This window comes from Halovivax sp. (genome assembly GCA_007119345.1).
Lineage (GTDB): Archaea > Halobacteriota > Halobacteria > Halobacteriales > Natrialbaceae > Halovivax.
Genome location: SKPV01000011.1, coordinates 1 through 11,458, shown reverse-complemented (window position 1 = coordinate 11,458; position 11,458 = coordinate 1). Strand labels below are relative to the sequence as shown.

12 protein-coding genes and 1 pseudogene are annotated in these 11,458 nt (G+C 68.2%); 7 read left to right on the top strand and 6 right to left on the bottom strand.

The window, feature by feature from the left end:
- Positions 1-1,229, top strand: a 1,229-nt coding sequence (locus QZT59_RS01060; protein WP_290810179.1) for an ABC transporter ATP-binding protein, incomplete at its 5' end; no start/stop codon positions are given.
- A gap of 30 nt (positions 1,230-1,259) precedes the next feature.
- On the opposite strand, the gene QZT59_RS01055 is transcribed toward QZT59_RS01060, so the two are convergent.
- Positions 1,260-1,604, bottom strand: coding sequence for a hypothetical protein (locus QZT59_RS01055; protein ID WP_290810177.1), 345 nt, complete (start codon positions 1,602-1,604; stop codon positions 1,260-1,262).
- 224 nt (positions 1,605-1,828) lie between these two features.
- On the opposite strand from QZT59_RS01055, the gene QZT59_RS01050 reads away from it, so the two are divergent.
- Positions 1,829-2,569, top strand: coding sequence for a creatininase family protein (locus QZT59_RS01050; RefSeq protein ID WP_290810175.1), 741 nt, complete (start codon positions 1,829-1,831; stop codon positions 2,567-2,569).
- A gap of 23 nt (positions 2,570-2,592) precedes the next feature.
- Here the strand turns inward: QZT59_RS01050 and QZT59_RS01045 are convergent, their stop codons facing one another.
- Positions 2,593-3,003 carry a DUF5790 family protein gene (locus QZT59_RS01045; RefSeq protein WP_290810173.1) on the bottom strand — a complete coding sequence of 137 codons (411 nt, stop codon included), beginning with the start codon at positions 3,001-3,003 and terminating at the stop codon, positions 2,593-2,595.
- Between the two features lie 288 nt (positions 3,004-3,291).
- Here QZT59_RS01045 and QZT59_RS01040 point away from each other — a divergent pair, with 288 nt between their 5' ends.
- The gene (locus QZT59_RS01040) at positions 3,292-4,188 is read left to right on the top strand and encodes an ArsR family transcriptional regulator (RefSeq protein ID WP_290810171.1); all 897 of its coding nucleotides are present in this window, start codon (positions 3,292-3,294) and stop codon (positions 4,186-4,188) included.
- Between the two features lie 2 nt (positions 4,189-4,190).
- Positions 4,191-4,508 (top strand): HalOD1 output domain-containing protein, encoded by a 318-nt coding sequence (locus QZT59_RS01035; RefSeq protein ID WP_290810169.1) that lies wholly within the window; start codon positions 4,191-4,193, stop codon positions 4,506-4,508.
- 220 nt (positions 4,509-4,728) lie between these two features.
- On the opposite strand, the gene QZT59_RS01030 is transcribed toward QZT59_RS01035, so the two are convergent.
- On the bottom strand, positions 4,729-5,121 hold the full coding sequence (locus tag QZT59_RS01030; protein ID WP_290810167.1) for a dihydroneopterin aldolase family protein: 393 nt from the start codon (positions 5,119-5,121) through the stop codon (positions 4,729-4,731).
- Between the two features lie 166 nt (positions 5,122-5,287).
- Here QZT59_RS01030 and azf point away from each other — a divergent pair, with 166 nt between their 5' ends.
- On the top strand, positions 5,288-6,031 hold the full coding sequence (azf, locus tag QZT59_RS01025) for an NAD-dependent glucose-6-phosphate dehydrogenase Azf (RefSeq protein ID WP_290810165.1): 744 nt from the start codon (positions 5,288-5,290) through the stop codon (positions 6,029-6,031).
- Between the two features lie 158 nt (positions 6,032-6,189).
- Positions 6,190-7,473 carry a hypothetical protein gene (locus tag QZT59_RS01020; RefSeq protein WP_290810163.1) on the top strand — a complete coding sequence of 428 codons (1,284 nt, stop codon included), beginning with the start codon at positions 6,190-6,192 and terminating at the stop codon, positions 7,471-7,473.
- A 418-nt stretch (positions 7,474-7,891) separates the two neighbouring features.
- On the opposite strand, the gene QZT59_RS01015 is transcribed toward QZT59_RS01020, so the two are convergent.
- From QZT59_RS01015 to QZT59_RS01005, 3 genes are all read right to left on the bottom strand, one after another.
- Positions 7,892-8,512: a DUF309 domain-containing protein gene (locus QZT59_RS01015; protein ID WP_290810161.1), complete on the bottom strand. Its 621-nt coding sequence runs from the start codon at positions 8,510-8,512 to the stop codon at positions 7,892-7,894.
- A 72-nt stretch (positions 8,513-8,584) separates the two neighbouring features.
- Positions 8,585-10,087: an APC family permease gene (locus QZT59_RS01010; RefSeq protein ID WP_290810159.1), complete on the bottom strand. Its 1,503-nt coding sequence runs from the start codon at positions 10,085-10,087 to the stop codon at positions 8,585-8,587.
- A 511-nt stretch (positions 10,088-10,598) separates the two neighbouring features.
- Positions 10,599-11,078, bottom strand: a complete 480-nt coding sequence (locus tag QZT59_RS01005; RefSeq protein ID WP_290810157.1) for a TRAM domain-containing protein — start codon at positions 11,076-11,078, stop codon at positions 10,599-10,601.
- 220 nt (positions 11,079-11,298) lie between these two features.
- On the opposite strand from QZT59_RS01005, the pseudogene QZT59_RS01000 reads away from it, so the two are divergent.
- Positions 11,299-11,458 (top strand): annotated as a pseudogene (locus QZT59_RS01000) (electron transfer flavoprotein subunit beta/FixA family protein); the annotation flags it as partial.

Here is an 11,458-nt window from a genome sequence, read left to right as displayed (position 1 = left end):
TCCAGGTGATCAAGTCCGACAACACCGAGGAGTACGAGTCCGAGCGCGTCGACGACGTCTCCCGGAACTACTTCGAGAAGAACTGGGAGGCGATCTGGATCCGGATCAAGTTCTTCCCCGGACTCCAGTTGATCTCCGGGATCGGCTTCGTGCTGACGTTCATCGTCGGCGGCTACTGGGTGTTCACGGAGTCCGCTCCCGGTCCGTTCACCGGTGACCTCCAGGTGGGGACGTTCGTCATCTTCATCCTCTACACCCAACAGCTCGTCTGGCCGATGGCGCAGTTCGGCCAGATCATCAACATGTACCAGCGCGCCGAGGCGTCGAGCGAGCGCATCTTCGGGCTGATGGACGAGGACGGTCGCATCGACCGCGAGCAGGATGCCGACCCGCTCGCGGTAACCGACGGCCGCGTCGAGTACGACGCGGTCAGCTTCAGCTACGATAACGACCAGGCCGACGGCGAGCGCGAGGAGAAGATCATCGACGACGTCTCCTTCACCGTCGACGGCGGCGAGACGGTCGCGCTCGTCGGCCCGACGGGTGCCGGCAAGTCGACGGTCCTGAAGCTCCTGTTGCGACTGTACGACGTCGACGACGGAGCCGTCCGCATCGACGGCCAGGACGTCCGCGAGGTCTCACTCTCCTCGCTCCGCCAGTCGATGGGCTACGTCGGCCAGGAGTCGTACCTCTTCTACGGCACCGTCGAGGAGAACATCGCCTACGGCACCTTCGACGCCACCCACGAGGAAATCGTCGCGGCGGCGAAGGCGGCGGAGGCCCACGACTTCATCCAGAACCTCCCCGACGGCTACGACACCGAAGTGGGCGAACGCGGCGTCAAGCTCTCGGGCGGCCAGCGCCAGCGCCTCGCGATCGCCCGCGCGGTGCTCAAGGATCCGGAGATCCTGATCCTCGACGAGGCGACCAGCGACGTCGACACCGAGACCGAGATGCTGATCCAGCGCTCGATCGACGAGCTCACCGAGGATCGGACGACGTTCGCCATCGCCCACCGGCTCTCGACGATCAAGGACGCCGACCAGATCGTCGTCCTCGAGGGCGGCCGGATCGTCGAGCGCGGCGCCCACGAGGAGCTGCTGGCCAACGACGGCCTCTACGCCCATCTCTGGGGGGTCCAGGCCGGCGAGATCGACGAGCTCCCCCAGGAGTTCATCGAGCGCGCCCAGCGCCGGACGGCGCGGACGCAGGCGCGCCAGGACGACTAGGGATCGGTCGGCGGTCCGTCGCGGTTTTTCTCAGAACGACTCCTGTTCGCGCTGGCCGTCCTGGCCGGGTGCACCCTCCTCCTGGCGGTCCTCGCCGGGCGCGGGCGGCGTCCGGTCGCTGTAATTTTTCCGCCCGATGGCGTCGTCGCTGACCATGTTCATCATCGCCTGCTCGACTTCCTCGTAGCTGCGGTACTCGTCCTCGTTCAGCGGCCCGATCAGTTCCTCGAACGTGATCGACTCCTCGCCCATCTCGAGTTCTTCGTCGCCGTACTCCTCGAGGAGTTCGTCCTGGCTGGCCGGGTAATCGTGCCCTTCGAGCTTCTCGGGAAGGTTGCCGAGTTCGACGCCCAGTTCGCGGTTCCGGTCACTCATGCGTGGGTGTGGTTCACACCGGCGGAAACCGTTTCGCCCTGCCGTCGCGGGGTCGGTGCCACAGCATGGGGGTGCCGTCGAAGGGTTGGTGCCCTCGCGTGGTCGGTGCCGTCGAACGGTCGACCGGAGCTGGCGAGCGAGTGGGCCGTCCGTCCGCCGCCCCCGCGGCCCGTCGGTCGCCGTCGGACGGCACTTACAAGGCCCGACCGACCGACGTGACGGGTATGCACCTGGAACGCGCCGCGTGGACCGACGCGGCGGCGCTGGAGACGAATCTGGCCGTCCTGCCGGTCGGGAGCACCGAGCAGCACGGCCCCCACGCCCCGCTCGGGACGGACACCATGACCGCGCGGGCGGTGGCCGAGGCGGGGGTCGAGCGGTTCGACGGCGAGGTCGCCGTCGCCCCCGCACTCCCGGTCGGGATCGCCGAGGAACACCGCCACTTCCCCGGGACGATGTGGCTCTCTCCGGAGACGTTCCGGGACGCGATCCGCGACTGCGTCGGGGGCCTCGCCCACCACGGCTTCGACCGCGTCGTCCTCGTCAACGGCCACGGCGGGAACGTGGGCGCCCTCCGCGAGGTCGGCGCCCGAATCAGCCGCCACGACGACGCTTACGCCGTCCCCTTCACCTGGTTCGAGGCGGTCGGCGAGCACGCGGCGGACATGGGCCACGGCGGTCCGCTCGAGACGGCGATGCTCCGGGCGATCGCGCCCGACCTCGTCCGCGATGACCGGATCGAGGACGCCCGCGCCGGCGCCGCCGACGGCTGGGGCGAGTGGGTCAGCTACGCGAACCTCGCGTACGACGCGGCCGAATTTACCGAAAACGGGGTCGTGGGCGATCCCGCTGCGGGTGACGCCGCCCGCGGCGAGGAGCTACTGGAGGTGGCCGGCGAGGCGCTGGCGGCACTGCTGGCGGCCGTCGCGTCGCGGGACCCGACCGAGCCCGAGCGGCGAGGGTGATCGGCGTCGGTCGGCTCGGGCCGCTACTCGTCGTCCTCGCCCGCGCCGCCGGCCTCCTGCAGCGTCCCGCGGAGGCCGGGGATCGTCGCGGTCAGGTCGCCGACCTGTTCGCCCGCTGCCTCGATGTCCTCGATGGCGGACTCGAGGTCGGCGATCTCGTCCTCCAGGTCCTCGGCGTCGTCGAACGCGTCCGCGCGCTCGCCCATCGTGTACCACTTCTTGGCGTCTCGCAGGTGGTCGACCGCGTCGCCGGCGTCGAGGGCGGTCTTCAACCCGTTCAGCGCCCCGAGGACGTTGTCGGCGTCGGTCCCCCAGATCTCGTCCGCGGCGGGGAGGGCGTCCCAGGCGTCGGCGAGCGACGACTCGACGTCCTCGCGCATCTCGGAGGCCGCCTCGCCGAAGAGCTCGTCGTCGGAGAGTGAGGCTTGGCTCATGCGCTGACGTAGACCGCCTGCGGGGTTAAACGGTAGCCCGAAAGTGAAAGTGAAAATTGCCGTCCTGGATCCCGAACCGTTCGAGCGTGGCGATCTCGCGCCGAACGTGCGATGCCGGTCGACCCCGCTCCCCATCGCGGCCGCCTCGCTGCGAGTGTGGAATCATAGGACTTTCGTGAATTAGTTGAATCATCTTGAGGAGAACGTCCTTGAATAGTTCATGTGTCCCAAACGGGGCAGCGCAAACCAGTATTTTTAATAAATACCGTACTGAGGGAACGATCGCACATGTCGACACGGGAAGAGGAACTCGTCCGCCTCCTGGTCAGCGAACGCAACCGAGCGATACTGACGCGCCTCACCGACGCTTCCCGCCCTCTCACCGTGACCGAACTCGCCGAACACCTCGCCTCTCGCGAACGCTCCGTGGTTCGGAGGACCGACTTCGAGCGCGACCTCCAGCAAACGCGCATTTCGCTGCATCACAACCTCCTTCCCAAGCTCGACGAAGTCGGCGTAGTGCGGTACGACCGCGAGGAGAACGTCGTCTCCGCGCCGGACGGCACGCCGGTCGACCCGACGTGGTTCGGCGCCCGACAGTTCGACGAACTCATGTCACGGTTCGGAACCAGCGGCGAGACCGACGAGGCGACCGTCGGCGTCATCGAGGGTCGGGAGAACGTGCTCGAGTACGGCCAACGACTCCTCGACGAGGCGGCGGAGGAGCTGTTTCTCATGTACGTCTCCGAGGAGATGCTCAACGAGGAGTGTCACCACCACGTGGAGGATGCGATCGACCGGGGCGTTTCGATCTCGATCGGCTCCCAGAACTCGCGGGTCCGGGACGTCGTTCGTCGGCACTTCCCGGAAGTGACGATCTGGGAACCGCAGGTGGACTGGATGAACGACCGATCGAGTGCGCCGAAGGTCGGACGTCTCATCTTCGCCGACCGCGACACGATCATGCTCGCCATCGTTCACGAGGTGGACGACGAACCGCCGGCGGATACGACGAGCGACTCGAGGTCGCTGGCGGAGGCGAACGAGGGCGCGCGCGTCGAACGAGCGATCGTCGGTGAGGGCGAGGAGAACCCCCTGGTCGTGCTCGTTCGAGAACTGCTGGGCCCGCGACTCGACCATCTCGACTACCAGAGCGACGAATTCCGGCGCGAACTCCCCTTCTGATCATGACCAACACGCCGAACACCGGCGGCGGATCCGACCACTACCGATCGACGAACGCCGGCCGAATAACTGCCACCATCGCCGACGACGAGCGCCCGAGTCACGCGGTCGTGAGAGCCGTCGCGACGATCACGAACGCGCCGCCGCTCGATCTCGCCCCGCTGTGCGACGCGACCGATCCGGATCACCTGAACGAGCTGTTCGACGACCCGACCGACGCCGCCGCGTCGACGGAGCTGTCCTTCGCGTACGCCGGCTGCGAGGTGACGGTCGTTCGCGACGAGATACGCGTCCGCGTGACCGACCCGGATACGGTCTGAAGCGGGATCCGGATACGGTCTGAAGCGGGATCGAACCGCTCTCGTCCGACGCCGGCCGGCCCACCGTCAGTTCGCTCGCCGTCGGTGAGGACCCGCCGAGGGACTTCCATCGCCGACGCTCGCTCGCAGATCCCAGCGGCGCGGCGTTCGCGGGTTCGTTTCACCACGCTCCACCGTGGCCCACCAGCCCGAGCCGACGCCTCGGCGGGGACGAACCCGCTCACCCGCCTCGCTCGCGGACCGATTTAACCCGCATCAGCGGGTAGCCGTCCTCCATCGCCATCGTCGCGACCACCTCCCGACCCTCGTAGTCGACGACGATCTCGACCTCGAGAAAGCGACCGGTGAGCTCCGTATACTCGGCTGTCGAGTCCGCGAGCGTCGCCTCGAGCGCCTCCTCGTCGATCTCGACGGTCACCGCGACACAGTGGGGTTGGTTCTCGATCGACTCCTCCATCGCCGCGGCGAGACTGTCGGCGCTGGCCGGCGAGACCGGCGTCCCGGCGAACTGGTGGTACAGCGAGCCGAACTTGATGCCCGCCTCGAAGCAGGCGACCTCGGCGTCGGTCGGTGCCGTCTCCTCGCCGGTCGGCGGGTCCGAGTCGGTCGACATACGCGTCCGCTGGACCGCGGGGGAGAAGGCGGTTCCGGTGATCGGCCGGGCGGCGCCGGACCGGCCGCGGTCGGCCGCGCGGATTCGCGGGCGACATCGCGGCCGTCTGTCACGCCCTCGGTCAGACCGCAAGCTACGTATCGGGGTGTCCCCTTCCCCCGTACGAATGGCACAGTCGGTCCTCCTGACCGGGGCGGCGGGTCGCGTCGGCGAGGCGATCCTGGGGAGACTCGCCGACGACTACGAGTGGCGACTGTTCGACCGCGAACCGCCGACCGAGGATCTTCCGGGAGAGTTCTTCGTCGGCGACGTCACGGACGCCGCGGACCTCAGCGAGGCGATGACGGGCATCGACGTCGCGATCCACCTGGCGGGCGATCCGCGTCCCGAGGCGCCGTGGACGAGCGTCCTCACCAACAACGTCGACGGCGCCCAGAAGCTCTACGAGGCGGCCGTCGACGCCGACGTCGAGAAGGTCGCGTTCGCCTCCTCCAACCACGCCGTCGGCGCCTACGAGACCGACGAGCGGACGCCCGGGCTCTACCGCGCCGACGACGACTTCCGGCTCGACGGCAGCGAACTCCCCCGGCCGGGCAACCTCTACGGCGTCTCGAAGGCCGCCGGCGAGATCCTGGGGCGGTACTACCACGACGAGCACGGCCTCTCGGTCGCCTGCGTCCGGATCGGCAACCTGACGAAGGGCCACCCGCCGGTCGACTACGAGCGCGGGCAGGCGATGTGGCTCTCCTACCGCGACTGCGCGCACCTCTTCGAGCGCTGCATCGAGGCCGACTACGGCTACGAGATCGTCTACGGTATCAGCGACAACGACCGCAGGTACTACTCGCTGGAGCGGGCCCGCGAGGTGCTGGGCTACGAGCCGCGGGACAACTCGGCGGAGTTCGAGTGACGGCTGGGTTCGGACCGACCACTCGAGTGGGGCGCCTTCGTTCGAAATCGCCGGTCGATTCGTTGTTGGGTAACTGATGTTACGCACGAGCATACGATGTCGCCGACGGCGGTAGGACCGATCGGGAAACGATCGTGGATTCCACACGACGCCGCGCGATGACGCTACTCGGTTCGACCGCGACGGCGGCCCTCGCCGGCTGCGCCGATCGCTTCAACCGATTTCGCGACGATTCGACGGACGAGCCCGTCCGGGAGGGGGCGCCGTCGGTGGGAACGCCCGTCGAGACCTTCGACGACCCGTTCGAGACCGACGAGGACGAGTGGTCGGGGGCCGGCGGCGCCGCGCTGTCGTTCACGACGACCGACGTCTACGCCGGCGACCGATCGGTCGAAATCGGCGCGGAAGGGGACGCGAGCGGCCGGCTCGAGTGGGAGCCGGCGGAGCCGGTCGACCTCGCCGACCGCGACTTCTCGATCGCCGTGCGGATCGAGGGCGAGCCGGACGAGCTCGCCGGCGACGTCGACCTCCTGCTGACCGACGCCGACGGCGACGAGGCCGCGTTGCGCGCGGGGGCGTCCTCGACGTCGGTCCTGACCGAATCGGACGAGTGGATGCGGATCGACTTCGGCAGACCGAGCGAGCCCGTGGAGGAGCTCGACCGCTCGCGGATCGCCTCGCTCGCCCTCGATCCCTGGGCCCTGGAGGACCCCATCTACGTCGACGACCTCCGCGGCGTACCTCGAGCCGACAGGGCGTACGTCGTCTTCGACGTCGACAACCCCGAGCGGAAGGGCGACCTGACGTACTTTCTCGACGCCTTCCATCGCTGGGACGTCCCCTGTACCATGGGAGTCGACGCCGTCTACGCACGCGACGAGGCGGAGACGATGGGTCTCGACTGGCTGCGCGACGCGCAGGCCGACGGACACGAGGTCTGTAGCAAACTTACCGCCGACGTGGTCGAGGAGGCGGTCGGGGCGGACACGTCCGACCTGCCGTCCCTCTCGCGCGAGGAGCAGGCCGCGGCGATCGAGTACAACCGCCACCTGTTGCTCGAACACGACCTCGACAGCGGCCGGGAGACGATCGTCTACACCTACAACAACTGGGACGCCGACACGCGCGCCGCCGCGACGGAGTTCCACTCGTGGGGGCGCCAGGCCGGCACCGGATTCACCGGCCTCCAGGTGACGGAGCCGTTCGGGCTGCCGGGTCACAACATCGACGAACCCGACGTGGCGGCCGAGAAACGGAACGTCGACCGCGCCGTCGAACACGGGCTGTTTCTCAACCTGTACTTTCACCCGGAGTACGTGACGGAGGACGAACTCGACGAACTGCTCGAACACTGCGAGGAGTACGCCCGGGAGGATCGACTGGTGGTCGTGACGCGCAGCGAGCTGTCCGAACGCGTCGACGTCGTGTCGGGCGGCCGATGATCGGGGCCCGACCGGACCGCCGTCGCGTCCGCCCGGCTCGCTGGTTCGGTGGTGTTCACTACCGCAGATCCAGCGCGAACCCCGTCTTCGCGTCCCCATCGAACCCGCAATTTTCGTCGAACTCGTCCTTCCACGCCTTCTCGACTCGATCTGTGACGTGACCTCGTCGCACTCTCGCTCCGCGGCCACCGCGAACGCCGCTTCCGGGCACCTCGTTCCGAACCCTTCGCCCCGGTACACCTCGTTCCGAACCCTTCGCCCCGGTAGTACTCGCGCGTGACGACGTTCTCGATCACCGCCCACTGTCTGGGAACCGCCTCAGAATCGGTGTGATCGAGAACACGCACGTCGCGACGGGCCGATCGTCGTGTTCGACGACCGTTCGGCCGACGGTTCCCGACCGGAAGCGATCGATCGCTCACTCGAACAGGCCGTCGACGTCGCCTTCCCGGGCCTCGCGCCGCTCGACGTGCTCGGACAGCCGCCGGGAGATCACGCGCCGATCGTCCGGATCGCCGCGAACGAAGTCGAACAGCAGCGCGAGGAATTCCGAGTTCTCTCGACCCGCCTTCAGGTCGTCGAGCGCGAACTCGCCGGCGCGCTCGATGGGCTCCTCGTCGTAACCCCACTCCTCGGCCAGGATTTCGGCCGCGACGACCGTCTCCTCGGGCGAACACTCCGCGAGGGTGAGGACCTCGCCCTCGTGGGAGAGCGCGGGCGGGGGCCGGCGCTCGATCAGCTCCGGCTCGGCGGCGAGGGCGGCCAGGTAGCGCCGGACGTCGCCGACGTTGCAGCCGCGGTAGTCGGCGTCGAGTCCGTCCAGATACTCGCCGGCGCTCTCGGCGAGCCCGACCGCGCCCGCCCAGTTTCGGTTCCGGGCGTGGTGGACCGAGGCCGTGAACTGGATCAGCCCGTGGAGCAGCAGTTCGTCCGCGGTTCCCGACTCGAGGTCGAGCCAGCGATCCTCCCAGGCGTCGTGAGCCGCGTGGTAGTGGCAGTCATTGTAGACGGCGATGCCGGCCCGGAGGGCGGTTCGCATGCTCGTCGTCTCGTAGGACCGGTGGCGCCAAAAGTCCGAGCGTCCTCCCGCTCGAACGGCGGGCACCCGCGCTCAGTCGCCGCCGTCGGTGTTGCTCCCGCCCAGCTTCTCGTGTTTGTGCAGCAGCGACATCTCCGCTTTGAGGTCGACGCCGCGCTTCGCGTACCGCCGGACGCGGTAGACGTACATCCCGGCGGCGACGAGGAGCCAGACGAACATCGCGACCAGCGCGGTCGGCGCGCTGGCGGCGACCAGGAGCGTGAAGATGAACGAGATGACGACGTTACCCACGGCGACGACCTTCAACACCGGCATCGGGAGCCTGTAGAACGAAAACTCGTAGCGCTGAGGGAACACCTTCGGGAGGTTCCAGAGCGCGACGCCGGCGATCATGAAGGCGATGAAGATCCCCGTGACCGTGAGCGTGACCAGCCAGTCGAGGACGTCGACGGCGCCGATCGTGTCGATCGAGACGAAAAACGGCGCCAGCGCGATCGGCACCAGGCCGAGCAGCGCGATCGAGCGGTGGGGCGTGCCGTGCTCGCCGTGGATCGCGGCGAAGTAGTCGGGAACGACGTTGTCGCGACTGGCGCGCATGATCGTCCGCGAGTAGGAGGTCAACAGCGTGTTCACCGTCGTGGCCGCGGCGATCAGGGCGGCCAGCGCGACGAGCCCGACCCCGAACGTCGGCAGAATGCCGTGGGCGTCGGCGACGCCGGCGATCCCGCCCTCGACGGCGGCGTCGGTCACCTCCTCCCACGGGACGGCGCCGACGAGCGCGAAGACGACGGCGATCGTCAGCACGGCGACGAGACTCATCCCCACCGCGAGCACGCGCGGGATGTTCTTCACCGGATCGTCGAGCTCCTCGCCGATCTCGATGATCATCGCGAAGCCCTGGAAGGGGATGTAGAGCACCACCGCGGCGAGGAAGAAGGGCGCGAGCCCGTCCGCGAACGGCTGGCCCTCGCCGTCGGGGAACAGCGGCGTGAAGTTGTCCGCGTCGAACGAGAGGAAGCCGCCGACGACGAACGTCAGCATTCCCGCACAGAAGAGGACGACCAGCGCGATCTGGACCTTCGTGACGAGCTGGATGCCGCGGTAGTTGATCGCGAGGAAGAACGCGAGCAGCCCCCAGACGGCCGCGAGTGCACCGAGGTCGATCGGCAGGCCGTCGAGCGCGCCGGGCGTCGAGAGCGAGACGCCCAGCGCGTCGAGGAGGACGGGCAGGAACTCGGCGAACCCGAGCGCGGCGAACAGCAGGTACGACCAGACGGCGATGACCGGAATGGCCACCGCGAGCAGCCCCCAGAACGGGCCTACCAGCCGCGAGCCGTAGACGTAGTTGCCGCCGGCGACCGGGATCGCGCCGCCCAACTGCAAGAGCAACAGGATGCCGAAGACCATCGGGAAGATCGACAGCAAGATCGCCACGGTGATCGACGGCCCCGCCTCCTGCATCATCTGCGTCGGGACGAGGAAGATGCTCATCCCGATCGCGGTCCCCATCAACAGCGCGATGCCGCCGACCAACCCCACTCGGTCGGTTATCAACTTGTATTCGTCACCGGACATCGTGTCGTCCGTTAACAAAACGCCCCCGCGTCTTAAACGTACCCGTAATCCGTGGACGGTTCGAGCACTGCCGGTCGAGCGTGCGGTATCGCGGTAGCCGGATCGGGGGATCGAGCTGGCGTCGGTTCGGGCGATAGAGTTGGCGTCGGTTCGGGCGATAGAGTTGGCGTCGGTTCGGGTGATCGACCCGGTGCCGAATTGGCCGGGGTCGATCACGCGCTCGTCGATCGACCCGTCGCGAGCGATTCGAGAGTCGGGCCTCGGTCGGGAAGCGGACCTCGGTCGAGAGTCGGGCCTCGGTCGAGAGACGGGTCTCCGAGCGACCGCGTGTCTGTTCGACCGTCAACCGAGGCTGAGGGACGAGTAGCTCGCCGCTCGCGCGGACGGGTGACTGCGGGGCGGCGGTGATGGGCGGCTATCGGCGGTCGCGGTCGAAGCCGTCGGGAGCGGGCCGGGCAGAACGGTGGAGTGTCCACTCGCAGGCGGTGTGACGGGAGCGATCCCCGGTCGGTCAGCCGCCCCAGAAGTTCTCGCGGCTACCGAGCTGCGGGCGGCTCGGACCGGCGTCCTCGTCCGCGGTCTCCTCCTCGTCGTCGTCCGTCGCTTCGGCGTCGTCATCGTCGCCCTCGTCGTCGCCCTCGGTCGACTCGTCGGGATTCAGCGGGAGGCGCTCGACCTCCTCGCCGCGGGCGTGGTTGCTGTGGACGCGGGTGATCTCGACCTTCGAGCGGGCCTCGGGGAGCACCCCGTCGACCATCACGATGAAGCCGTCTTCGGTGCGACCGACGCCGGCGCCGCTCTCGTGCATGTCGACGATGTCGACGACGACCTCCTCGCCGCGCTTTACGGGCTGGGTCTTCAGGTCCTGAATGGGCTGGTTGTAGTGATTACACCACTCCTTGCCACCCCGGTCCCCGTAGTGCTGACAGCCCATGCCAGCGATCCGCTCCGAGAAACTCGGACACTCGTCCGCGAGTGGACAATCTGCCATACGGGCCTTACCGGCGGCAGCGTTAAACCGCTTGCGTAATCGTCTCCGGGCCGGATACGGGCCGCCCGCCTCCGTGCGGGAGCGGCCGGAATCGCTCGGACGCTCGGGCGACGGTGACGAACGCCCGCCGATCCGCCGCGCGGGCGCCCGGCCGATCAACTCGTCTCGCGTGTTCGCCGTTTCGTAAAGATTTACGGTCGGGACGTCCCAGTCGTACGTGATGAAGATTCTCGTAACGGTCAAAGAGGTCGCGACCGTCGACGACGAGTTCGAGATCAGCGGCACCGAGATCGACGAGCGCTATCTCGGTGCGGATCTCAACGAGTGGGACGACTACGCCGTCGAGGAGGCCGTCCAGCTCCAGGAGGACGGCGTCGCCG

What these genes read in the sequence shown, in the direction of transcription:
- QZT59_RS01055 (WP_290810177.1), bottom strand. Translation starts at nt 1,604, where the DNA reads ATGAGTGACCGGAACCGCGAACTGGGCGTCGAACTCGGCAACCTTCCC.
- QZT59_RS01050 (WP_290810175.1), top strand. Translation starts at nt 1,829, where the DNA reads ATGCACCTGGAACGCGCCGCGTGGACCGACGCGGCGGCGCTGGAGACG.
- QZT59_RS01045 (WP_290810173.1), bottom strand. Translation starts at nt 3,003, where the DNA reads ATGAGCCAAGCCTCACTCTCCGACGACGAGCTCTTCGGCGAGGCGGCC.
- QZT59_RS01040 (WP_290810171.1), top strand. Translation starts at nt 3,292, where the DNA reads ATGTCGACACGGGAAGAGGAACTCGTCCGCCTCCTGGTCAGCGAACGC.
- QZT59_RS01035 (WP_290810169.1), top strand. Translation starts at nt 4,191, where the DNA reads ATGACCAACACGCCGAACACCGGCGGCGGATCCGACCACTACCGATCG.
- QZT59_RS01030 (WP_290810167.1), bottom strand. Translation starts at nt 5,121, where the DNA reads ATGTCGACCGACTCGGACCCGCCGACCGGCGAGGAGACGGCACCGACC.
- azf (WP_290810165.1), top strand. Translation starts at nt 5,288, where the DNA reads ATGGCACAGTCGGTCCTCCTGACCGGGGCGGCGGGTCGCGTCGGCGAG.
- QZT59_RS01020 (WP_290810163.1), top strand. Translation starts at nt 6,190, where the DNA reads ATGACGCTACTCGGTTCGACCGCGACGGCGGCCCTCGCCGGCTGCGCC.
- QZT59_RS01015 (WP_290810161.1), bottom strand. Translation starts at nt 8,512, where the DNA reads ATGCGAACCGCCCTCCGGGCCGGCATCGCCGTCTACAATGACTGCCAC.
- QZT59_RS01010 (WP_290810159.1), bottom strand. Translation starts at nt 10,087, where the DNA reads ATGTCCGGTGACGAATACAAGTTGATAACCGACCGAGTGGGGTTGGTC.
- QZT59_RS01005 (WP_290810157.1), bottom strand. Translation starts at nt 11,078, where the DNA reads ATGGCAGATTGTCCACTCGCGGACGAGTGTCCGAGTTTCTCGGAGCGG.